The sequence below is a fragment of the Thalassomonas sp. RHCl1 genome, assembly GCF_947387555.1.
Lineage (GTDB): Bacteria > Pseudomonadota > Gammaproteobacteria > Enterobacterales > Alteromonadaceae > Thalassomonas.
On the sequence record NZ_CANDNZ010000001.1, the window covers coordinates 1,015,085 to 1,039,692 of the forward strand.

Sequence of the window (24,608 nt, forward strand, 5' to 3'; positions counted from 1 at the left end):
ACCTATATTTAGGCAAAGCTGGTAGATTTGTCAGTAATTTGATACGAAACTAAGTATTTTTCGAAATCGCTTGTGGAAAGGGGTTTAGAGTATAAATATCCCTGTAATTGCTCACACTTCAGCTTGGCTAAAAATTCTAGTTGCTGGTTGGTTTCTACCCCTTCTGCAACGACCTGCATCCTTAGGTTATGGGCAATGGTGACTATAGTGGCTACCATATTCCGCCCCTGTTCAGACTGTTCAATATCATCGACAAAAGCCTTGTCAATTTTAAGAGTATTTAGCGGGAATTTCTTTAAATAAGCTAGTGATGAATAGCCGGTACCAAAATCATCTAATGCCAGGTGAACGCCAAGGGCGCGAATCTGTAACATAGTTTCTATTGCTTTTTGTGGCGAGTCCATTACTGTGCCTTCGGTGATCTCTAGTTCTAAATAACGGGCGGGTAATTGGCTTTCTTCCAAAACATTCGCGATTAAGGTCACTAGGTTAGGCTGGGTAAACTGCACTGCAGAAAGGTTTACTGCAATCCGTCCATCAAATAAACCTGCATCTACCCATTGCTTAGTAGCAAAACAAGCTTTGCGTAACACCACTTCACCAATGTCAATAATTTGGCCTGTTTCTTCTGATACAGGAATAAAAACTACCGGACTTATCAAACCTTTGGTTGGAGTTTCAAATCTTACCAGGGCTTCCATACCGGCTATTTTACCGGTTGAAATTTCAATTTTAGGTTGATAATAAACCGAGAATAAATCTTTCTTCAGGCCGTGGCGAATTAAGCTTTCTATTTGTAAGCGAGTAACCGCCTTTTTATTCATAGATTCGTTAAAGAACTGGTATTTATTACCACCAAGACCTTTAGCATGGTACATGGCAGTATCAGCATTTTTTAGCAATTCTTGTGGAGTGGCACCATCTTCAGGATATAACACTATGCCTATGCTGCTATAAAGCACTATTTCCTGATTTTTTAACTTCAACGGCTGGGCAATAGTATCAAGAATGTTTTTAGCAATAGTGGTGATAGTATGAATATCATTGGTTTCCTCAATAATAATACTAAATTCATCCCCTCCAAGGCGATATACTGTATCTTGCTTACGGCTGGCGTTTACCATACGCTCGGCTACCTTACATAGCAGTACATCACCTACTTGGTGTCCCATGGAATCATTAATTTTTTTGAAATTATCTAGGTCAAATACCAAGAGTGCATGTGGGGTTTTATTTTTCACCAGTTGCAGCTGGTTAGCCTGAAAATAAGAACGGTTAGGCAAGCCGGTTAAAGTATCTGTATTGGCCAGTTTTCTTAACTCTGCTTCGGTCTCTTTGCGTTGACTGATATCAGAGAACACGGCGACAAAGTTCGAGATGCACTGGTTTTCATCGCGAATAACATCAATATTAAAATCGGCTAAAAATACGCTGTTATCCTGACGGGTATTTTCTACTTCGCCATGCCAGCTACCTTTAGTTAACAGATGTTTCTTAATGTTTGTGCTGAAACTGGTTGGATAGCGCGGGAATCTTAGTGACCTACCTACCATTTGTTCCCGGCTTTTGCCGGTAATACGTAAGAAGGCTTTATTAACATCTAAAATTACAAATTCTCGGTCGTAGATTACTACGGCATCGGAAATATTAGCAATACACTTGGCAAATAGCTTCAACCGCTCTTCTGCTTTTTTGATCTGGCTGATATCTTTTAGTGTGCCAGTCATTCGGGTGGCGATACCTTTATCATCCCGCTCTACTATTTTTCCGCGATCTAGCACCCAAATCCAATTACCTTCTTTATCCTTTACTCGATAGGTAGATTCAAAGTGCTCGGTTTTATCTTCAAAATGGGCTTCTAACGCTGCCTTAACCCGAGGGATATCCTGCTGATGGATATTAGTATTTTCTGACGGAGATTTAGGTTGATTGGCATTATTACCGTCTTTGCCCATGTTTGAGCTAGAGCTGGCATTACGCTGGCCGTCTTGAGGAAACTCTAGTAAACCCCAGATATTAGAGCGGAATATTTTTCCGGTTTTAATATTCCAGTCCCACATTTCATCACCACTGCCCCAGAGAGATAATTTAAGTCGCTCTTCGCTAAGTTTAATTTGCATGTGATATTTGCGCTTATGGCGCATTTGAAGGACTACATAACCAATGCAGCTCAAGGCTATTAAGCTATAAACCAGCATCGCCCAACTTGATAACCACCAAGGAGGTAATACTAGAATCTTTAAGTTATTAGTTTGGGTTAAGCTGGTATCTTGTAGATCATAGGCTTGTACCTCAAAGTTATATTCACCAGCACTTAAGTTAGTATAAGTGGCGCGGCGATTGTTATCATCGGTTTCTATCCAGTCTTCATCTAAGCCAAACAATCGGTAGCGGTATTTTAATTGGCTTGGCAGTTTGGCATTAGGTGCTACAAAATCAATACTCACAGGTGATTGATAGTGTTGCAGTCGTAATACATCAACTGTGTTTAATTGTTTGTTTAGGGTAGAGTTTGGTTTACTATCGGATTCATGAGAGTGTTTATGTTTGGAAGAATCCTGCGCTATATCTATTTTTTTGTTGGCAATGAAAACATCGGTAAAGAAAGGCTTCTCTATCTGAGGAGTAACTTTGAGTAATTCTTTTGGATTAAAGCTGATATAACCATTTGTACTACCGAAATATAATAAGCCAGTTGAACTTTTTAGGGCGCTAAATTGAATAAAGTCATTATTTGAAGCGAAGAAGTCATGATCAAAATTTCTTACTAATCCTGTATCAGGGTTTATGACACTAATACTTTTATTTGTTGCCAACCAAGCATTGTTGTTTTCATCAATTAAAATATCCGAAATAAAGTTGTTTGATAACTGGTTGTCTTCATTGAAAACTGTCGTCGTCTTTGTGTTTTTGTCAATTAAAGCTATGCCTTGGGATTTAGAACCTAACCATAACCATTGTTGTGAACTAGCGATGTTGCTGGTATGCGCAATAGAAAAATTTGCAGGTTTATTAAATTTAACTTGAGTAAAGTTGCTGTTTTGGGGATGAAAATAAAAGACTTTACCAGCAGTAGAGGTAACCACAATACGTCCGTTATCTATTACTTGTAAACTGGACAGACTGGTATTGCTGTTTGGCTGAAAATGAGTAAATTCTTGTGTTTGAGTATTATATGATGTCAGTAAACCATCAGTGTTTATATACCATATATGTTTATTTAAAAATGCTAGTCGTTTTTCTGAAGAATGCTTTGCATTTTTGAACCAACTCTTATGTTCACTAATCAAGGAGTTACTTGTATCTAATTTGTATAAATGTTCATCTACGGTTCTGAGCCATAAATCAGAGCTATCGGTGATTAGATGAGTAATGTCTTTGCCTACACTTATAGAGTGCTTTTCTATAGAGCTTTCATTTTTGAGGTAGTATAAATCCCCTTGTTCAGTTGCAAACCAGATAATATCATCACTGGTGCTTCCTATTGATTCTACCCATAAATTTTTATTGTCTAATCCTGGATAGAAGCTATTTTTTAGAGGGTTGTACTGATTTACACCACCTCCATAGGTTCCGAGCCAGACGTTACCGGAATTATCTTTAAAGATATCCATCAACCAGTTTTCTGAGAGTGAAAACTTATTGGAATTATTTTGGTAAGCAGTCAATTTATTATTTGATAAATTTAAACTGTTTAAGCCTTTATTAGTTGCCAACCAAACTTGGGTTTCACTTACTTGTTCTATTGCTCTTATCTCATTAGATAAAGTTGGGTTTTTACTAGTGCTGTTGAAGTGTTCTAATATTTGGAAATCGTAGGAGATTATGTAAACACCATTATTAGTTGCCAACCAATATTGATCATCAATTATCTTTATATCAAACAAGGCATTGGCATTTAGGTTAAGGTTCCATTTATTGTCTTCATGGACAGCTATTGCATATGATAAATTGCTGTTAATCCAATACAAGCCTTGGCTGAAGCTACCTAACCAATAATTCCCTCTATCATCTTGGAATATTCTTTTTATTTCTTTGAATTTATCTTCAAACCCTTGGATTTGGATACGAGTAAAATTATTACTTTCAGGATTAAATTGATGTACTCCTGTAGCTGTAGAAATCCACAGAGGATTATTTTTTTTGGGGTTATTCTTGTTGGGCCATTTTTGATAAATATCCCAGATAAGATTGTCTTTTAGTGATTGGCTGTCATCGACAATATTAAAAAAATTATCAAAGTTATCCAGTTCTGCATTATAACGACTAAGACCATTTTGGGTGCCAACCCATAGGGTATTATGCTGATCAACAAACACTTTACGTATAAGGTTGTCAGCTATGGAGTGAGGGTCTGTAGCACTATAGCGGTACTGGGAAAAATCATGGCCGTCAAAACGGTTTAAACCGTCCTCAGTAGCAAACCATAAAAAGCCATTGTGGTCCTGAGCGATACTAAACACGGAATTTTGTGATAAACCATGTTCGGTAGAATATTGTTTAAACTTCAGTTGTGTGTTGGCTTGTAGCGCAGATGCAGGTGCTATTAACGTCGCCAATAACAGCAAAGAAATAATGGCAAATGAACTGACATTTGAAAAAAACGAAGGCAAATGTCGAAAAAAAGATAAAAGCACTGAAAATACCTAAATAACCGGGTTAACTCATTTATCCCGTGGCGTTATTGTTATTATTTTTGGTTAATACCCCATTACAAAGCATGGCTGGCGCTAAGTCAACACTTTCAGGGTTTTAACTCCGCTATTATGAGACTTACAGGTCATTTCTTGTATGGTTATTTAGCATTTAGTGATCAGTGAGTCTTTTACTTAAGTCTGGTATGGTTATTTTACCAATAAAAGTATTGGCAGCCTGGAGGTTATTAAGAATCAACTTATTGTTTTGTATTGATAAACTTTGTGTTGCTACACCCTGGATATTTATTTTCTTGTTTTGTTGTGTGGCGTAATTAAATTGGTAAATATTATTTACTGAATCAAGATGATAAATCGCACTCTTACTAACAGCCCAAAGTTTATTATTATTATTGAACGTTATTTGGGTGAGGTAATGTTTGGTTTTATCAATTTCCCAATTATTGGTTAGTTGAAAAATTCCTGGTTCAGTGATGCTTGAAGCGTAGTATTCTCCTATGTTGTTAGCTGTACTATTAGTTACGTTATTACAAAAGTTATGAATTGATGTTAGGCCGGTTGTTAGTAGTTTTGTGTCTTGGGTAAATATATTGACTCGGTATAGCCCCCAACCCCCCTGTTTTTTAGCGATCACAAGAATATTTTCATTAGAGTTACATTGCCAGGTAAAGTTCTTTGCGTACTTTGTTGGTTGAGTTATTGTAATTACTTCTCTGGTATCAATATTCAATACTTTTAATTTATTATCTTTTAAAAATAATAAATTTTTGCCGTTCAGTGAAAAAGACAAATCTTCAATATAAGGTTTTCCCTCAAACTGGGTTAGTTGTTGTAATTTGTTATGTTCTTTTAACCAAATTTGGTAATTGCCGGAACGGTTAGAAACAAAGGCGATTTTTTCTCTTTCACTATTTTCGTAGATAGCTGCAGAGTGGTCTTTAAAGCTAGAATTAATCAAGTTTGAAACCACCAAATCGGGTTTGCTTAAATCTACCTGTTTAATATCAGATTTGTAGAGATCTCCAAATGACACTAAAAAGTTCGTTTCAGAGAGCATTACAGGATCTAGCAGTTGCTTAGTATGTTGGAAAAGTGGGATGTGTTTTTTGGTATTAATGTTTACAGCATTAATAGTATTGGTGTCTCCACCTGTATAAAGTATATGATTACCAAACTTGGACCAACTGAGAGGGTATGGTGAATATGATGGCTTTATTATCGAACTAAGCTCACCATTTAGTAGGTTTAACACCATGATTTCTCTTGAATAATCGTCATGTACACGCATAACTGCAAGCTTGCTGTCATCAGGGCTTAAACTTAAGAATTTGTCACCAGCGAATTTTATTGATGATGTGGTTAAGGTTTCTATTTGATTACTCTTTAAATGAAAACGTTTAATTATGCTGGGTGAAAGAGTTGATTCTCTATAAATATAATAAAGCCAATTTAAGTCTTTACTTATAGCTATGGAAGTAAACTCATTAAAATTAGATGATTGCCCACAAAAAACCACTTTCTCCGGGAGAGATGCTATTAACTCGCTGGAAATAGATACTTTTTTTATAAAGCATTCTTTCTCTGAAAATGATTGATAAAATAGTACTCTGCTTTCTGGCTGCCAAAAAGGGGAACCAGTGCTGTTATCAGGTTCTATTTTTAGTACTTGTTTACTTGATTGTTCTTGAACAATGACTTGGTAATGAGTGTTTCTATTTGATTGGTGGGTGAATGCTAATAAGGTTTGATCTGCAGAAATAGCTGGGGCTTGTTCCCAACCCTCCATATAAGTTAAAGGTACTACGGATATATCTTTTTCAATTAATAGCGGAGGTTGTGTTGTTTTCTCTTGTTTTAAAGGAGTTATTTGTAACCATGAAATGCTCCATAAAGCGAAGCATAAAATAAGAGAAAAGACTACGTATTTATTTAAGCTTTTGATTTTTTTCGTCTTATTAGCTACTGGCTTCCCCAAAAACTCAACCTGGCAATTTAATGAATAACCAAGCTTAGGGTGGGTTTTAATAAAATCATCCCGCTCGCCACCAAGTATTTTTCTTAACCTTGATATCGCCGAATTAACAGTTCTGTATTCCACATGCCGGTCTTGCCAAACATCCTGTATTAGCTGATCCCGTGTAACCAGCGCATCACCGTTTTTCGCCAAATATTCCAGCAGTACAATATATTTGGCTTCTATTGTCGTTTTGTTATTGTCTGGGTCGATAAGAGTGTTGTTAACAGGGTCTAAGGTCCACTGATTAAGTTTGATGAGTCTAGACTTGTCCATGTGCTTTCTGCTGATACTGCTGCGCTACTGCTTCGGGGAATATTGTCGCGGCTATTATAATGATTTTGTTGTTAATAAGAAATATTTACCTGGCGCTGTCGTTTTTTGTTATTGAATATAGCGTTCGTATTAGATTAACGATAGATAATTCTCGCCAGCTTGGTGTGAAAGTAAAATGCCAGCACCAGCAAAAAAATGACTTTGGTGGTTATGGCTAAAGTTATCGTCATATCTTGCGCCAGGGCTAAAACAAAGCCGGTGGATAATGCCGCGAAAATTTTATTAGATGCCGTTACCTGGTTCATGATCACTGAAAAGAAATAACCGAACATTACTAACAGGCTGAAACCGGTAAACAGCATGTTGGTGGTAAAAAGCAAAAAGAGCGAAAAAATCAGTAGGTACTGGCTGAGGATCAGCCAAGTAAATTGTGCGGCTTCCCGGTGATAGCTTTCGGTGTAGCTATTTTTAAAATTAAGGCGAAAGCCCTCGTTATTGCTTGTCCTGTTTTCGTCGCTGTTGTCAGTGGTTAAGGTATTGTCTTTTAACATTCCATGTTTCCCTTGGCCTAGTTTGATTGTTATTTACTGTATTCACTTGGGCTTATGTGTCTCTAACTTTTTAGCCCTAGGTTTTGAGTGATGTACTCTGCTGCTAAAGCGCTGTAGGTATTTGTTTTTGTATTCGTTACCTATTTTATGCTTGCTCGTTATGCTGCCGGGTTATGGTGTTGTCTGCCACAAGCAGCTGGCCTTGCTCCAGTTGCAGCACTTGCCCCGCCTGGTTAATGGTTTCCGGGCGGTGGGCGATAATAATTCGGGTTATATTGAGCTTGCTTATTTGTTTGCTGATCTTCGCTTCGTTTTTTATGTCCAGATGGCTGGTGGCTTCGTCCATGAATAAAATGTCCGGTCTTTTGTACAGGGCACGGGCCAGCAGCAACCTTTGTATTTGTCCGCCGGATAAATTGGCCCCCATGTCGCCTACCAGGGCATTGTAGCCCATGGTCATCAGGCAGATGTCTTTGTGTATGGCGGCCAGACGTGCGCATTGTTCAATGCGTAGGGTATTTGGCTCAGGGTCAAAAAAGCAGATGTTGTCGGCAATTGAACCTGCCAGCAGGGTGTCGTCCTGCATTACCGCGCCTACCTGCTGGCGGTAGTTTTTCAGGCCCAAGCGGGTAATGTCCTGGCCGTCGAATAATATCCGGCCGCTTGTGGGTTGCAATAAGCCGAGCATAAGTTTGGCCAGGGTAGTCTTACCACAGCCTGAATGGCCGGTAATGGCGATTGAGTCACCAGCTTTTATGGTAACGGATAAATTGTCTATGATGTAATGTTCGTCTTCACCGTAGCGGAAACTGACGTTTTCCAGCACCAGTTCGCCTTTTTGCGTTAAGCCGTAGTTGATCATTTGTGTGCCGTCACCGTCGCGGTTAGGCTCTTGCTCGTGCAGGGCGATATCGGCCAGGCGGTCTAGGTGAAGGCGCATCATTTTAAATTCGATCAGCTGTTCAATGAAGCTGGCAAATCTTTGGGTCAGCTGGCTTTTGTAGGCGATAAAGGCCAGCACCATGCCTATGGTCAAGTTGCCTGTCATCACCAGGTTGGCAGCCAAATACACTACCAGTACGTTTTCCAGACCAAACAGGAGTTTGTTTACCGCGTCAAAACTTATCTGTAATTTGCCCAGGCGGATATCGGCGTTGATCACCTCTGCGTAACGGTTTTGCCAGATGCCCTGGCGCTGGGCTTCGTTGCCGAACAGTTTAATGGTTTGTATGCCGCGGATATTTTCTAAAAAGTTACTTTGCTCTTTGGCGGCGTTTTGGATGGATTCTTCGGTTGCACGATGCAGCGGCCGGTACAGGCTAAAGCGGGCAATGACATACAGGGTAATGGCAGCTACTACTACCAGGGTGAGCTTAATGCTATATAGTGCCATCATCACCAATACCGTAATCGACATCAGGCCGTCAACACTGGCTTCTACCAGCCCTGTGGTGATACGTTCGCGAATTTGCGCCAGTGAGCCGAACCGGGATACTACATCGCCGACATGGCGCGATTCAAAGTAGTTCATGGGCAGGCGCAGCAAATGATGCAGCAGGTTTACTCCCATTTGCATGTTGAGCAAACTTGATATTCTTAACACCAGATAGCTGCGTACTGTGGTGGCGAGCACATTGAAAAGACACAGCAGGGCAAAGCCGATAGCGAGTACGGTCAGCAAAGGCTGGTCTTGGCTGATCAATACTTCGTCTACTACCCATTGCATATAATACGGGCTTGCCAGGGCAAACAGCTGTAATACCAGCGACAGGGCAAATAACTTTAACAGAGAGCTTTTTAAGCCGGAGATATTGCTCCACAGCTGGCCGAGTTTCATGCGCTGGCGTTCGTTTTTTACTTCAAATTTGTTGGTAGGAGTCAGCTCCAACGCTATGCCGGTAAAGTGCTGGCTAAATTCATTCAGGGTTAGGGTCTTTTTGCCGGTGGCGGGGTCGTTAATGGTGATGCTTTTGCCGCTGACCTTGGTTAATACCACAAAATGGTTCATGTCCCAGTGCAAAATACAGGGCAGGGCGAGCCGGGGTAAGTCTTCTACCGGACATTGCAGGGCGCGGCTGGCCAAACCTAAGCTGTCGCCAAGGTCTATCAGCTGTTGCAGATTCATGCCTTTAAGGTTGGCACTAAAGCGCTTGCGCATGGTCGGCATGTCTAACTGGTGGCCGTAGTATGAAGCGATCATTGCCATTGAGGCCAGGCCGCATTCCGCTACTTCCGCCTGTAAAATTAGCGGTACGCGTTTGGCGTTTGAAAACTCCAGTAGTTGCTCTGCGTTTGCGGTATTGTCCATGAGGATCCTTTGAAAAATGTAGCTGTTTTTACCGGGAAGCAAGTTATCAAGTGTTTTTGCTCTCAACAATGGGCTAAATTCTGCCTGGGTGGTACAGTTTTTTAAGTGGTTGTTTTTACTTGGATATACCCTTGTTGTAATTATATTGGGAATATATTGGGAAAAGGTTGGGTAAGATATAATGTCGAAATTGTTTGTTTTTAATACGGAAATGGTGACTCTACCCGGGGGAAGAATATGGCTTTAATTCGCTTTATCAATTGTTTGTAAGTTGTCAGAGGAGCGTCAGCAGCGTGAAATAGCGCCGTCTTAGTTGCTTGATGGGGGGCTAAATTTAATACCTTGATAGCATCAATTGCCAGCGATGATATTATATGATGAACAGTCGTTGTGTCCTGTTCTGCTCTGCTTCGTTTAAATGAGTTGTTTTGGGAGAAATATCAGGTTGAAGCTTACAGCTCTCAATTAGCGATATGGTATTTTTAGCTAATCATCGTGATATTCAGATAGGGAGAAAAATACGTCTAAATATTTTTGTAAAAACAAACTTGCTAAGATCCCTAAAATGACAACCAATTCGGCTTCAATATTTAATGAATAACCAAGTACGCCACAAAAAAGGCCTATAATCACACTATTTATTAATACGTCGAATGTTTTTATCTTGAGGTTTTTACAACAATATGGGCAGGTAAAATAGGGGTTCTTAAGGCTCTGTTTAATATATTTAATTTCTATTAATTTATTGCAACAAGGACATTTTCTAGAAAACAATTTATTCGCTCCAGGTAGACTCAGTAAACCTTGTTTATTAAAGCCGGTAAAAGTGAAGTTAGCTTGATATTAAGCTTTTTATTTTATACTTGCTTTCCTTCAATGATATCAAATTATTAGAGACTAAATAATTGCTCTGGCAATAACTTTTACTGTAGATATAAAACAGCACAAATGCGCCGAAAAAGATGGTGAAGATAAAAATCATTGCCAGTAGGTTTTTTGATTTTGTTGCCGATGTGAGCAATGGATGCTCAGTCTGTTGCTCTAAAATACTTAATAAATGGTTTTTTATTTCTTATTGTCATTAAGGCATTCCTTTTTTTTATGAAGAATTCTTTTCAATGAATTTGGGAGTAAGTCCTTGCCTAATATGCAGCTGATTAAAAGGTGTATATTGATCAAAAGTAAGACGATAAGAAATACCACCATCTCAATCGCTAATGAATTAAAGGTTATGATTAATGTAAAAATTAACTTTAATGCCGAAAAAGCAAATATTGGAACTAACAATCCTTTCATATGTAAAATACCTGCAGGACAAATAAGAAAATCGCATTATTGATGGCGTGTAGCAGTATGGGCAGTCGTATGCTTTTTGATTTTATACGTGTCAGGGCTAAAATTCCCCCTAAAGTAAATAACATAAAAGAAACTAATAAATTAGTTTTAAAATGCACTAGCGCCCATAAAAAAGAAGACATTAATATCGCAATAACAGTATTAATGCGGAGCAGAAAGTTAAATAATACACGGCGAAAAATGAATTCTTCTATTATTGGAGCTAAAAAAATCACGGCAACTGCGAAAAGCCAGATATTAGCGCCGTGAAGTAATGCCAGGCTTTCTTTTAATTCATCATGAAGAAACGTTGTTTGTGTATATAGAACATACATTGCAACTTGGTAGAGTAAAAAAAAAGCAAAAATAGTTTTTCTAAAATCAAAATCTGATTTACTGGAAAGCTTAAGCAACTCCCTCTCCTAAATATCCGTTGTGTTTATCTTTTTTATTTTTTGAACTGATAAAATATGGGCTGCGGTAATCACGGCTAGCGCCCATATAAATCAATTCGAAATAGTTTTTTATAACGCTCTAACTAGTGTGATTTATTAGAGCGCCAGTAGCTTATGCTAGTTGAGTTGATAGTTTTAAAGCTTTTGGCTACCTCTAAAGTTACCGTTGTTATATGACCAGCTGCCAAATGATGCCGCACCGCCATTTACCCAGCCCGAGCCAGCATTCCATCCCTTTACAAAGGCTGTTGCAAAAACGGCCCAAACTCCGCCATTAATTGCCTTAATTTCTTTCGTATTTAATTCTCTCATGTTTATCTCCCTATCTCATGCTTTTTGCGAATGAATACCATGCGTAAACATTTCCAGCCTGTACTAATGCATATACAGCCAGAGGTGGAATGCCGCCGTTGATTTCTTGAATTTCATTGGTGTGTAATTCTCTCATTACTTTTCCTTGTTAATGCCCGGTGTTTTTAATTGCCGGATAAGTTTGTGGTTGGCTAAGTTTTATCAAAGCTAACCGGTTTACATTGCTGGCACGATAGTTTATCGGCTAACAAAATTTGCTTAATTGTTTATGGGAGCTATGTCTTTTTCGTGACGACTGTTGCTAATGGTTTAAGCTGAACTCTTTGATATTAAATGAGTATTTTTGAGCGGTTTCTTTTTATATTCTGCTCGCTGCTTTATAACCTGGTTAACTCAATCTGCCATGCAGGCTGTAAATTGGTGCCATTATCCATTCGATAAGGCTACGCTTGTCCAGGATGATATCGGCGTTAATTAACATGCCGCTTTTTAAGTGGAACTCTTCACCGTAGGCGTTAATAAATTGCCGGTCGAGTTTGGCTTGCAGCCGGTAAACCGGCTCTTTGATCGGCACCGGAAAGTCGACATCGTTTTGGGTGATCAGGGTTTTGTCGATTCGATCAATTGTTCCTGTTAAAAAGCCGAACCGCTGGTACGGGAAAGCGTCAAAACGCATGTGTGTGAGGTCTCCTGTTGAGATAAAACCAGCGGAACGGGACGGAAGTAATAACTCCGCAACCAGTTGTGCCCCGTGGGGCAAAATTGTCAGTAGCGGCCTGTGAGTTTTTAAGGTTTCACCGTTTACTACTTGTATTGAGGTAACTATGCCGCTGTGGGTGGCTTTCACTACATAGCTGTAATTATTTTCGGTTTCGCTCAGGCGCCGGGTTAGTTCTGATTGCTGTTGCTTGATGGCGCGCTTTTTCGCCAGATACTCCGGTGCAATGGTTTTTTCTTCGTATTCAAGCTGGGCCAGTTGGTCCTGTAGTGTTATTAGGGTACGCTCCAGGGCTTCGACTTCCTGCCTGACATTGATATGGCGCTCTTGTTGCTGCTGATAGTCAAGCTCAGATAAGTATCCTTGTTTTACCAGTTTGCGGTATTGCACTTGCTTGTCGTTGAACAAGGCTAATTTTTCTTTTAGCAACAGTTGTTGTTTGATACTGATCCTGGTGTTTTTTTCCAGAGACTCTTGTTTTTCCAGGTTGCGGCTAATGGCTTGGCGCTCCATCCGGTCAAGTTGGCGTAGCTCTTGTGCCAATAGGGCTGCTTGAGATTTTAATTCGTAAATAAGTTTTGTGCTGAGCTCTTCACCATTGTTTAGGCTGCGTGATTTGATAATGCTGACTAACGGTGTGCCTATTTCCACAAAGTCTCCTTCCTGCACAAAGACTTGCTTAATGGTGCCGGTACCGGGAGCATAACTTTTGATCACACCTTTGTCGGGGCGTAAAAAGCCTTGCACTGTTGCCTTGCGGGCATAATGGCTGTTAAACAGGAAAACGATCATGGCGATGACCACAGCAACAAAAATCACCACGGTAGATGTTATTGATTTAGGTTGTGTCAGGGATACCGGGCCGGTTAAACGGTGGGTTTGTGCCTCTACTGCTTCTTTTCTAAATAGTTGTGTCATCTTTAGCTATCCTTGTTGCTGTCTTTGCCTGTGTTGCAGGGGGGGCCTTGCTTTTCTCTGCTGGCGGCGGGCAAGTTAGCAATAGCGGGCAGGGCTAACAAGTTGGGAAATATTGTCAATGTGAGTTGTTGGTAACTGTTTGTTTTATATTGATAAAAGTTCTTTTTTATGTGGTGTTGGGGAAAGGTTGAGAAAAGGTTGTGAGATTTTTTGCTTGTATTTTGAGCACTTGTCGAGGTTACTAAAAATCTGACGAGGCGTTTATGAGGGAAGTGTTAATGAAATAAAGGGGGAAGGGGCTTGCCGGTACCCTGAAAATAGCATACCGGCAAAAAGTACTAAATGTTTGCGAAATAACCGCAGTTAATTAATATTTCCTCGCCATGGTCTCGTTTAATTCATCCTCCCGACTAATGACCATACCGCCGAGTTGTTGTTTCAAGTCATCAAAGGTCAAGCCCTCTTTGCACGCTGTGGTCACCAGCAGCAAGCGGTCGGGATCGGCGCTTTTAAATAGCTTAGTGCGGATAAAGGTTTTCACTTCGTCAAAGCTCAGCGCTAAGATGGCATCGATTAAGTTTTGTTTGTGCTTAAACTCAGTGTCCTTGTTGCTGATCGCCCCCCAGAAGCGCTGGCTTTTAATACGCAAACTGGCGTCGTTCTCCTGTAACTGGCCTGCCAGGCCGTGTTGCAAATGCTGCCAGTCTTCATTGCTTAAATTTTCCAGTTTTTCCAGACAGGTGTGGATAAAATCATCCATGGCCTCCGTCAGAGCATCAGGCATGGTGTGGGGTGACTGGATATAAAAGGCAATGCCCGGGTAGCGGTTGATGGGAATGTAACCGACCCCCACCAGGTAGCCGTATTGTTTCTCGGTGCGCATTTCCTGGAAAAACAGCGGCGATAACAAATGGCTGGTGATCATGGTTTTGGCTGTGGTGTTAACTGCTTTATCCGGTTGGGGATAATATAGTACCGAGGCATGGTCGTGATCCGGCAGGGTGACCGGCAAGATCAGTTGTCCCTGATCTTTGATGTCGATCACCGGGCAGTTTACCGCGTATTCTTTCCGGTAATAGCCGTGGAAGGTTTGTTTGATACAGGCGGATATCTGCTTGGTGTGTTCGGGCAGCCAGTTACCGTGTACCAGTGCCTCTATGGTGACTTGGGTAAACAATTGCTCGCTAAAGCGTATAAACTGCTGGTAGCTGACACCGCTTAGCGCTTCTGCCAGTTTTTGGCTGCTGAGATTATTGGGCTGCATTGCCGAGCTCATGGTGGCGAAAAGCTGGGAGATGGATTTGCTTTTGTCGGCATTGGCCCAGTGGCTGATACTTTGTTGTTTGAACAGTTCAAAGCGGTTTTCTGGCGCCACATGGTGTTGCAGGCTGACCAGAAGTTTGGCCAGTAAATCCCCTTGTTTTTCGCTCAGGCCGGATACCTGCAAGGTCATGCCCCCCTGGTGGGCATATAAATGATAATGGATACCGGCAAGCTCGGCGTCGTAGTTCTCTTCGATGACGTCGTCGGTATAAAGGTCGACAAATAGCCGGGTCATGGCAATATTTTCCGCACTGGCGACAGAGAACGGCGAGTCGATACCGATATAGATATAACCCTTTGGCACCTTGAAGGTGATGTCTTGTTTGAACCACAAACTGAAGCCGTCGGTTTTTTCTACCAGGGTGGGTATTTTTGAGCCGTTATGCGGCGCTATCACCTGCGGGTTTCTGACGATATAAGGGTTGGCCGGTGGCAAGAACAGCGCTTTATTTAGCGGCATCTGTTGCCATTTGGCTAATTTGTCTTTGGTGATCGGACCAACATCGTAAGGCACCTGATACCAGTAGCTGGTTTTACTCGGCTGCTGATTTTTACTGATGTGCACCAGGCGCATATTGCTTGGGGTTAAATAGCCAAGCAGTTTTTTGATGGTGTCATGGCACATGCTATCCATGACATAATCGCCGAAAATATAATCTTCCGGCGGATAATGCTGCATGTTCAGCACCAGCTGGCAGACATTGTCCAGCGGCGAGCTTTTTTCATGATAGGTAAAAGACAGCTCTGCGATGGCCTGTTTTTCCCGATAATAATGCTCGGGTAACTGCTCTTTTTTGAGCAGGGTAATATAGCTAAAGACGGTATCGACAATTTCATCCAGGTGCTGTTCACCCAATTCAGTCAGGGAAATACTGACGTTAAAGTCTTTAAAGTTGGAGCCGTTAATGCCCGAGCCGGCGGAGATGCCCATAGCCCATTGTTGTTTTTTCAATAACGACAAAATACTGCCCGGGCCTTCGTGGCCGATAAGGTAAGCAAGTACCGACTCTGGCTTGTGGCGGTAATATTTGTCGATACTGGGCATGGCAAAACTGATGATCAGCTGGCGGTCATTTTTTACCGGCATTACCTGAATATTAATGCCCTGGTGCTCGGGTAAATAAAGCGGCTCGGTCACTTGGGGCAGGGGATCGACGGCACTGGGAATATCGCTGAATTTTAAGGTTGCCAGGGTGGACAGCTCATCAAGCGATTGTGGACCTTCCAGTGCCAGGGTCATAAATTCGGCGCGGTAATAGCGGTGGAAAAAGTTGCGGACATCATCTTTTACCGGCTGATTTTCTCTATCCGCCAGGGTGTCGATATTACCCACGGAAAATTTTGAAAACGGGTGTTTCTGGTTAATGGTTTCTTTATGCACATCGTACAAACGGCGAATGTCGTCTTTAAGCTTTAATTTAAACTCGGCATCGATGTTTTGCCTTTCTTTATTGACAAACTCGGCTGATAATAAAGGCGCGATAAAAAATTGACTGAATCTGTCAATGGCCTTAGTGAAATGGCTGTGATGAATATCAAAGAAAAAACAGGTGTGTTCGGTGGATGTCCAGGCATTGTTATTGCCGCCGTACTGGGAAATAAATTTTTGATATTCGCTGCCGTCCGGATAACGTTCGGTGCCCAGGAACAACATGTGTTCGAGAAAATGGGCTAATCCCTGGCGATTTTCGGGATCATTAAAATGGCCGACATTTACGGCAAGAGCGGCAGCTGACTTTTCGCTATGAGTATTTTGTATCAACAGTACACGTAAGCCATTTTCCAATGTAACTGTTTGATAACGTTTGCTATCATTTGGGCTTTGTTTCAACGTTTGGCTCCTCGCAAACACTTTTGGATCACTTACTTCAGATTCAGGAGCAGCGTTTGGCTTGTTTTTAGATATAAAACAGTTTTAAATTACCGCAAGGAATAACGAGAGTCCATTTTATTCTTAACTGTTGTTACTATATTGTAATCGTTTCTATTACTATAGCCGCTAATTTTGGCTAGTGTCCGCGAAAACTTGAAGTGCGGGAGATATTTATGCAACTGTATATTATGCGTCATGGTCAGGCAAGCCCGATAGCGAACTCTGACGCAGAGCGACAACTGACAAAACAAGGGCAGTTCGAAGCCGAAATTATGGGTAAGTGGCTGAAAAATATGCAGGTGAACTTAGATCATGTGCTGGTAAGTCCTTATATCCGGGCGCAGCAAACCGCAGCTATGGTAAAAGCGACCTTGAATTGGTCTGGCCCGGCGACTACTTGTGATCTTATTACGCCTTCAGGAAACGCTGCCCAGGTGCATGACTATCTTGACGGCATGTTGGCTCAAAGCCGTGGCAAAAGTAATTCCGACAAGGGGATACAAGAGTTGTTGGTGGTATCTCATATGCCGCTGGTAAGCTATTTGGTTGAAGATTTAACCTTTGACCGTAAGTCGCCGATTTTTCAAACGGCGGGTATCGCTCAGATAGACTATGACCTTGGCAGCATGAAGGGGGAGTTGGTACGTTTGGTATCCCCGCACGATCTTTGTTAACCTCAGCTTAAACTTATCTCGTAAAATTTTTCTTCTCTTGTTTTATCACCGATTAGTGCCGGACGTTCCGGCTTTAATAAGGCGTGACTTGGCACTATACAGTAGTACTACCGAACAAATCTTATGAAAGCCCAGCAGTGTGCGGGAGCTTAACCTTGCAAGCTGGTTTGGCTACGCAGCCCTGGTGGGTGATGTTTTTATCTATATAGGCAGGGAGGCCATTGTCCGGTGGCAATATTGATGGTATTGCCGTATGCGCGAATGACCGGAACTAAAAGACAATTGATGATGAGCAGCCGGAGAAACTGGCCACAGGTCATCATAGTAAAGGCTCCGATAACTTAATCGCGAAGGAGTTTGAGCATAGCTATCAGTATCGCTAATTGGGTTTTTTACTGAAGAGGCGGGGGGTTAACTGGTATTGTTCACAGCTCCGTACAGGGATTAATCCCGATAGAATTTATCTTTCAGCTCTATCAATACCAACAGGGCGCCGTTGCCGCCCCATTCCAGCGGCGCCTGATGAAAGGCCATGACATCCGGGTGCTGTACCAGCCAGTGAGGCACCTTGGTTTTTAATATTCTCGAGCCTATGCCGTGCACAATACACACACATTGGGCGTGTTCTTTCTGGCAGGCGTAGAGCAGGGCGGCAATTTCCTGTTTGGCCTGGTGCTGGTCCAGGCCGTGCAAGTCCAGGATCAGATCCGGGGGATACTGGCCGCGGCGCAGGTTTTTGGCCTCAAAGGTATCGACGTCGTGGCGAACATATTTCATCGGCCCCTGACTGTTGAGATCCGGTTCAAACTCATCGGAAAAATGAAACTGGGCAGCCTGCTTGGCGCTTTTGTCTTTTTCAAGCCGGATTTTCTGCTTCGCCTGCTTGATGCTCGGGCGAATTTTATCCTGCTCCATAGGTTTTACTTTGCCTATGGCTTCTTTGAATAGCTGCTTTTCCTGGGCGCTCAGGGCGTTCTTTAGTTTCATGGCGCAAGTCTAAAAACATCTGCAGGCAAATTCAACTACTAATGCCGCTGCGCGGGTATTTTACCGAGGTATTTACCGTGACTGCTTTGTTTTATGTCGCTTTTCTTTTTCTGCTTAACTATCTATTCAACGATCTGTTCAATAAGGGGCGTTTAGCGGTAGAATAACCGCGAGCCTTATTTTTACCATCCTTTGAGGAAGCTTTGTGAGTACCTTTGATACCGTGCCCGTAAGTGCGCAATTACATACCATAGGCGATTATTTGCGTTTTGCCGCCAGCCAGTTTAACCGCGCTGAGCTCTATTTTGGTCATGGTACCGACAATGCCTGGGACGAGGCCGTTACCCTGGTGATGTATGCGCTGGACTTGCCTGAACAGTTAACCGAGCAGGTGATGGCGTGCCGCTTGCTGGATCAGGAAAAATCCGAGCTGTTGGCGATTATTGAGCGCCGGGTGGTGGAGAATATTCCCGCCGCTTATATTACCAATCATGCCAGGTTTGCCAATTTATCTTTTTATGTCGATGACAGGGTACTGGTGCCGCGCTCGCCGATTGGCGAATATATTGAAAAGCAGTTTGCGCCGTTAATTGATGCCAATAAGCCGCCGGAGCGTATTCTGGATTTATGTACCGGCAGCGGCTGTATTGCCATCGCCTGTGCCTATGCTTTTCCGGAAGCGGAAGTGGATGCCCTGGATTTGTCGGTAGATGCTTTGAACGTTGCCCAGATTAATATCGAAAATCATGGGCTTAGTGAACAAGTTATTCCAATTCAATCTGATGTTTTTTCTGGGATCCCGGGACTGACTTATGATTTAATTGTGACCAACCCGCCGTATGTCGATCAGGAAGATGTTGATTCCCTGCCGCAAGAGTATATACATGAGCCGGAAATGGGCTTAGGCTGTGGTGTCGACGGTCTGGATATCGTGCGGAAGATTCTTGCCCAGGCGTCGGAGCACCTTAATGATAACGGCCTCTTAATTTGCGAAGTCGGTAATTCGCAAATTCATGTCGAGGAAGTGTATCCCGAAGTCCCTTTCACCTGGCTGACATTCGAGCGCGGCGGGCACGGGGTCTTTATGTTAACTAAGGCACAACTACTTCAATATGCTGAAACTTTTAAACAACAGGTAATAGATTAATAATGTCAGGTAATACATTCGGAAAGTTATTTACGGTGACCACTTTCGGGGAAAGTCATGGTCTGGGCTTAGGGGCGATTATTGACGGTTGTCCTCCGGGACTGGAGCTGACGGAAGCCGATTTGCAGGCAGATCTCGACCGCAGAAGACCGGGCACCTCCCGCTATACCACGGCGCGCCGCGAACCGGATCAGGTCAAGATCATGTCCGGGGTATTTGAAGGAAAAACCACGGGTACGCCGATCGGTTTACTGATTGAAAATACCGATCAGCGCTCGAAAGATTATTCTGATATTGCCCAAAACTTCCGTCCCGGCCATGCCGATTATACCTATTGGCAAAAATACGGTATCCGTGATTACCGCGGCGGCGGACGCTCTTCTGCCCGGGAAACGGCGATGCGGGTGGCTGCCGGTGCGATTGCGAAAAAATACCTGAAGCAAAAGTTCGGTATTGAGATTAAAGGCTGTGTCACCCAGATTGGCGATATTGCCGCGCAAAATTATGACTGGAATATTGTTGAAGAGAATCCGTTTTTCTTCCCGGATGAAAGCAAACTGGAGCAGCTGGACGAAAAACTGCGGGAAATTATCCGCGCCAAAGACTCTATCGGCGCCAAGGTGATGGTGCTCGCAGATAATGTGCCTGTTGGCCTTGGCGAGCCGATATTTGATCGTTTGGATGCCGAGATTGCCCATGGCCTGATGGGCATCAATGCGGTAAAAGGGGTGGAGATTGGCGACGGTTTTGCCGTGGTGAACCAGAAAGGCTCTGAGCACAGGGATGAACTGACGCCTGAAGGTTTTGCCAGTAACCATGCCGGTGGTGTTTTAGGAGGCATTTCTTCCGGTCAGCAGATTGTTGCCAATATCGCGTTAAAACCGACTTCCAGTATCGGCGTGAGCGGTAAAACCGTGGATTTACAGGGTGAGTCCACGGATATCATTACCAAGGGCCGTCATGATCCTTGTGTCGGTATCCGTGCGGTGCCGATTGCCGAAGCTATGCTGGCATTGACCCTGATGGATCACTTTTTAAGGCACAGGGCGCAAAACGCCGATGTGGTATGTCCGACCCCGGTGATCACCGACTAGCTTGTTCCCTGTCAGGGGCAATCTTGGCAAGGCAGAGCAAACAATGAGATAGCACCAGGTGCAGGGCTAATAGTAAAGCGCGGCATAACCCCTGATTTTTTCATCTCTATATGTTCGCAGGGTGAATAGCCACTTATAAAAAAAGCCGCAAACAGCGGCTTTTTTTATGCAGGATGTTGCCGTGGTGTCACGATTGGTATCACGGCGATATCGACAGCAGAAGTTTTATTTTACTTCTTCACCGGCAGCTTGTTTGTCGGCATGGTAGCTAGAGCGTACCAGCGGGCCACAGGCGGCGTGGTCAAAGCCCATCTTCATGGCTTCAACGCGGAACATCTCAAATTCATCCGGGTGTACGTAGCGCTCAACCGGCAGGTGATGTTTACTTGGCTGCAGGTACTGGCCTATGGTCAGCATAGTCACGCCGTGGTTGCGCAGGTCCTGCATCACTTCGAGGATTTCTTCATTGGTTTCACCCAGGCCTACCATTAAACCGGATTTGGTCGGCACGGTCGGGTTGGCTTCGCCGAATTTTTTCAGCAAATCCAGCGACCACTGGTAGTTGGCGCCGGGACGGGCCTTAGTATATAAACGTGGTGCGGTTTCCAGGTTGTGGTTAAACACATCCGGCGGCGACTGGTTTAAGATCTCCAATGCCTTGTCCATGCGGCCGCGAAAATCCGGTACCAGAATTTCTATCTTGGTATTGGGGGCATGCTCCCTGATTTCCCGGTTACAGTCGGCAAATTGCTGGGCGCCGCCGTCGCGTAAATCATCACGGTCAACGGAGGTGATCACCACGTATTTCAGCGCCATGTCTTTTAACGTCAATGCCAGCTTTTTCGGCTCTTCGGCATTGGGTGCCAGCGGACGGCCATGGCCGACATCGCAGAACGGACAACGGCGGGTACAGATGTCACCCAAGATCATAAAGGTGGCGGTGCCGTGGTTAAAACATTCCGACAGGTTCGGACAGGAAGCTTCTTCACAAACCGAATGCAGATCATGTTTACGTAATGCCGACTTTATTGAGTCGATGCGCTCAGTGGTACGGGGAAGTTTGATGCGCAGCCATTCGGGTTTGCGTAACATGGTTTCCCGCTCTGAGGTGACCACTTTGATCGGAATATGTGCCATTTTGTCTGCGTCACGCAACTTAGTGCCCGGGGCAATGCGTGATGATTTAGTCGTCATATCTTCTTTTCCAAACCTGTTGTTGTGGATGGTATTCTTTCGTTTTCTTTTCTTGCTAAGCTGTTATCCGTCGATGGCGCTAGTGCCTATTCATCAACCAGCAGGCTTTCTAAGCCGTCCTGGTAACGGATTTCTTCTGCTTCGAATAACCGGGTTAAATGCTCGATTAAACTTTTGCCGGCTTCTTCGACATTGTCCGGGCCGTTATAGTCGCAGGTTTGCACCATTTCCAGTCCGGCATAACCACAGGGGTTGATGCGCAGGAAAGGGGACAGGTCCATATTGACGTTTAACGCCAGGCCGTGGAATGAGCAGCCTTTACGTACCCTAAGCCCTAAAGAAGCGACTTTTTTGTCGTCGACATACACGCCGGGAGCATCTTTTTTGGCGTAGGCGGTAATATTATAATCTGCCAGGGAAGCGACTATGCTGTTCTCAATCAAAGTTACCAGCTCGCGTACGCCGATTTTTCGCCGGCGCAGGTTGATCATAAAATAAATCACCTGCTGGCCCGGGCCGTGATAGGTCACCTGGCCGCCGCGGTCAACTTTCACCACCGGGATATCGCCCGGCATCAACAGGTGTTCTTCTTTGCCTGCCTGTCCCTGGGTAAAGACCGGGGGGTGTTCTACCAGCCATAATTCGTCTAAGGTGTCGTCATTACGGTTGTCGGTAAAATGTTGCATCGCCTGCCAGACCTTAGTGTAGTCCATGTTGGCAAGTTGCCGAATTATTAACGTATTTTGCAAGTCAGAGCCCTGATATATTCGGAATGTGCTTAGTATATTAAAATTATAAGGGAATATCACCCCGGCAGCTGTATGGTTATTGCAACACCGGGATAACAGACAAAAACAATCCTTGATTTACAGGACGTAGCGTACCTGCTCAATGGCATTCAGGCTGGTATAAATCAATTCGACATGTTCTTTGCTGGTCACGGTAACGGCAACAGAAACCGAGTGATAATTGCCTTTTGAGCTCGCTTTTACCGTCGGGGCATAATCGCCCGGGGTATGTTTTTGCAGCTCGGCGACGATAAGATCGGGTAATTCATCACAGGCGATACCCATTACTTTAAAGTTTAATACCGCGGGAAAATCTAATAACTCATCAAAACGGGTTTGCATTTAATTTCTCTTTTACAATGTCATTATTTAAGTGTTTGTTTCGTTGGCCAAAACACACTAGTTGCGCCAAAGTTGGCCACTCAAGCCAGCTATTTGTGGTTATTTTATCACTAATTGATGGGGCAGGGCTAATACCAAACGAAATAATTAGTTAACCATCTTCAATGGTCTAAACACTCAACTTCTTCGTTGCGCTCAATCCCAATAGCTGGCTATTGCTCAATCACGCGCCTTGAATTTGAGTATTTATCCTCATTGAATCTTGGCTACCTAACTATTACGTTTGGCATGATATCTCAGCAAACTAAGATATCCTTTATGGTGATGTTATCGGTAATTTCAACTATCTTGTTAAGCTTCGGACATAAAAAATCCCGACCAAGGCCGGGATTTTCTTTAAAGTGAAATGGAGATTAGTTAACAAACTGAAGTTTAACGTAATCCACCAAACGGCTGAACATACCGCCTTCGTTAACTTCCTGTAAGGTAACTAACGGGTAGTTAGCGATGTCCTGGCCGTCGAGTTGTAAAAACAGTTTACCAACCACTTCGCCTTTAGTGAGCGGCGCGGTTAACTGACGATCCAGCTCGATGTTGGCTTTGAGGTTCTTGCTTTGCCCCCTGGGGATAGTGATCGGCGTGTCAACTAAAATACCTAAATCGACTTCTTCCCTATCCCCCATCCAGACGCGGTTGGCGGCAAACTTTTCACCGGCATGATACGGGGTGATGGTTTCGAAGAAACGGAAACCATAGTTCAGCAGCTTTTTGCTTTCCACTTTACGGGCGCGTTCGCTTTCTGTGCCCATCACCACGGTAACCAGGCGCATATCATTTTTTGTGCCCGAGGTAACCAGGCTGTAGCCTGCCTTGGAGGTATGGCCGGTTTTTAAACCGTCGACATTCAGGCTTTTATCCCACAGCAGGCTGTTACGGTTATATTGCTTGATATTGTTGTAGGTAAAAGATTTTTGTTTATAAACCTTATATTCTTCCGGCACGTCGCGAATAAGGGCGATAGCCAGGGTCGCCATATCGCGCGGTGTGGTTTGGTGCGAGTCGCTGTCCAGGCCGTGGCTGTTTTCAAAAAAGCTGCTGTTCATGCCAAGCTGTTCGGCATGGGCATTCATCAAATCGGCAAAGGCGCTTTCGCTGCCGGCGATATGCTCGGCCATGGCGACACAGGCGTCGTTCCCCGAGGCCACGATAATGCCCTGGTTAAGCAGGTCCACCGAGACTTCGGTGCCGACTTCGATAAACATTTTTGACGACTCGGGGAAGTTTTTCGCCCAGGCGTTTTCACTGATGGTGACTTTATCGTCTTTACTGATGTTGCCGGTTTTGATTTCCTGGCCGATGATATAGCTGGTCATCATTTTAGTCAGGCTGGCAGGGGCTAACAGGGTATCGGCATTGCCTTCTGCAATCACCTTGCCTGTGGTGTAATCCATCAGGATATAACCCTTGGCATTAATTTCCGGAGGGCTGGGAATGATCACCTGTTGCGCCAGGGCTGAGGCGCTGATGATAAGAGAGCCGAAAAGAGTAATAATTTTGCTTCGAGCAAAGACTCGTTTGCCTGCCAAATTCTTGGGCATAATGATCCTTTGAAATTCTTATTTTGTTTGATGCTTACTGGCTTAT

The 24,608-nt window shown here is 43.4% G+C and carries 17 protein-coding genes; 3 read left to right on the top strand and 14 right to left on the bottom strand.

Annotated elements, in window-relative coordinates:
• Positions 1-8: 8 nt before the first annotated feature.
• The 9 genes from QL234_RS04575 to QL234_RS04615 form a co-directional block, all read right to left on the bottom strand.
• Positions 9-4,637 carry an EAL domain-containing protein gene (locus tag QL234_RS04575; protein WP_281556655.1) on the bottom strand — a complete coding sequence of 1,543 codons (4,629 nt, stop codon included), beginning with the start codon at positions 4,635-4,637 and terminating at the stop codon, positions 9-11.
• Positions 4,638-4,806: 169 nt separating this feature from the next.
• Positions 4,807-6,945: a winged helix-turn-helix domain-containing protein gene (locus QL234_RS04580; protein WP_281556656.1), complete on the bottom strand. Its 2,139-nt coding sequence runs from the start codon at positions 6,943-6,945 to the stop codon at positions 4,807-4,809.
• A 134-nt stretch (positions 6,946-7,079) separates the two neighbouring features.
• Positions 7,080-7,496, bottom strand: a complete 417-nt coding sequence (locus QL234_RS04585) for a hypothetical protein (RefSeq protein ID WP_281556657.1) — start codon at positions 7,494-7,496, stop codon at positions 7,080-7,082.
• A gap of 145 nt (positions 7,497-7,641) precedes the next feature.
• On the bottom strand, positions 7,642-9,804 hold the full coding sequence (locus tag QL234_RS04590; RefSeq protein ID WP_281556658.1) for a peptidase domain-containing ABC transporter: 2,163 nt from the start codon (positions 9,802-9,804) through the stop codon (positions 7,642-7,644).
• A gap of 1,292 nt (positions 9,805-11,096) precedes the next feature.
• Positions 11,097-11,552: a CPBP family intramembrane glutamic endopeptidase gene (locus QL234_RS04595; protein ID WP_281556659.1), complete on the bottom strand. Its 456-nt coding sequence runs from the start codon at positions 11,550-11,552 to the stop codon at positions 11,097-11,099.
• Between the two features lie 177 nt (positions 11,553-11,729).
• Positions 11,730-11,906 carry a hypothetical protein gene (locus tag QL234_RS04600; protein ID WP_281556660.1) on the bottom strand — a complete coding sequence of 59 codons (177 nt, stop codon included), beginning with the start codon at positions 11,904-11,906 and terminating at the stop codon, positions 11,730-11,732.
• Positions 11,907-11,916: 10 nt separating this feature from the next.
• On the bottom strand, positions 11,917-12,042 hold the full coding sequence (locus QL234_RS04605) for a hypothetical protein (RefSeq protein ID WP_281556661.1): 126 nt from the start codon (positions 12,040-12,042) through the stop codon (positions 11,917-11,919).
• 252 nt (positions 12,043-12,294) lie between these two features.
• The gene (locus QL234_RS04610) at positions 12,295-13,542 is read right to left on the bottom strand and encodes an HlyD family efflux transporter periplasmic adaptor subunit (protein WP_281556662.1); all 1,248 of its coding nucleotides are present in this window, start codon (positions 13,540-13,542) and stop codon (positions 12,295-12,297) included.
• Between the two features lie 367 nt (positions 13,543-13,909).
• Positions 13,910-16,696: an insulinase family protein gene (locus tag QL234_RS04615; protein ID WP_281556663.1), complete on the bottom strand. Its 2,787-nt coding sequence runs from the start codon at positions 16,694-16,696 to the stop codon at positions 13,910-13,912.
• Positions 16,697-16,911: 215 nt separating this feature from the next.
• On the opposite strand from QL234_RS04615, the gene sixA reads away from it, so the two are divergent.
• On the top strand, positions 16,912-17,412 hold the full coding sequence (sixA, locus tag QL234_RS04620; RefSeq protein ID WP_281556664.1) for a phosphohistidine phosphatase SixA: 501 nt from the start codon (positions 16,912-16,914) through the stop codon (positions 17,410-17,412).
• Positions 17,413-17,856: 444 nt separating this feature from the next.
• On the opposite strand, the gene smrB is transcribed toward sixA, so the two are convergent.
• Positions 17,857-18,399: an endonuclease SmrB gene (gene smrB / locus QL234_RS04625; protein WP_281556665.1), complete on the bottom strand. Its 543-nt coding sequence runs from the start codon at positions 18,397-18,399 to the stop codon at positions 17,857-17,859.
• 205 nt (positions 18,400-18,604) lie between these two features.
• Between smrB and prmB the strand changes: the two genes are divergently transcribed.
• Together prmB and aroC are read left to right on the top strand one after the other, a co-directional pair.
• Positions 18,605-19,546: a 50S ribosomal protein L3 N(5)-glutamine methyltransferase gene (prmB, locus tag QL234_RS04630; RefSeq protein WP_281556666.1), complete on the top strand. Its 942-nt coding sequence runs from the start codon at positions 18,605-18,607 to the stop codon at positions 19,544-19,546.
• Positions 19,547-19,548: 2 nt separating this feature from the next.
• Positions 19,549-20,640, top strand: coding sequence for a chorismate synthase (aroC, locus tag QL234_RS04635; RefSeq protein ID WP_281556667.1), 1,092 nt, complete (start codon positions 19,549-19,551; stop codon positions 20,638-20,640).
• A 225-nt stretch (positions 20,641-20,865) separates the two neighbouring features.
• Here aroC and lipA read toward each other — a convergent pair whose 3' ends face one another.
• From lipA to QL234_RS04655, 4 genes are all read right to left on the bottom strand, one after another.
• Positions 20,866-21,834 (bottom strand): lipoyl synthase, encoded by a 969-nt coding sequence (gene lipA, locus QL234_RS04640; RefSeq protein WP_281556668.1) that lies wholly within the window; start codon positions 21,832-21,834, stop codon positions 20,866-20,868.
• Between the two features lie 86 nt (positions 21,835-21,920).
• Positions 21,921-22,583: a lipoyl(octanoyl) transferase LipB gene (lipB, locus tag QL234_RS04645; protein WP_281556669.1), complete on the bottom strand. Its 663-nt coding sequence runs from the start codon at positions 22,581-22,583 to the stop codon at positions 21,921-21,923.
• Positions 22,584-22,700: 117 nt separating this feature from the next.
• Positions 22,701-22,964 carry a DUF493 family protein YbeD gene (gene ybeD, locus QL234_RS04650; protein WP_044830751.1) on the bottom strand — a complete coding sequence of 88 codons (264 nt, stop codon included), beginning with the start codon at positions 22,962-22,964 and terminating at the stop codon, positions 22,701-22,703.
• Between the two features lie 413 nt (positions 22,965-23,377).
• Entirely contained in the window at positions 23,378-24,562 is a 1,185-nt protein-coding gene (locus QL234_RS04655; RefSeq protein ID WP_281556670.1) for a serine hydrolase, read from the bottom strand.
• Positions 24,563-24,608 lie beyond the last annotated feature (46 nt).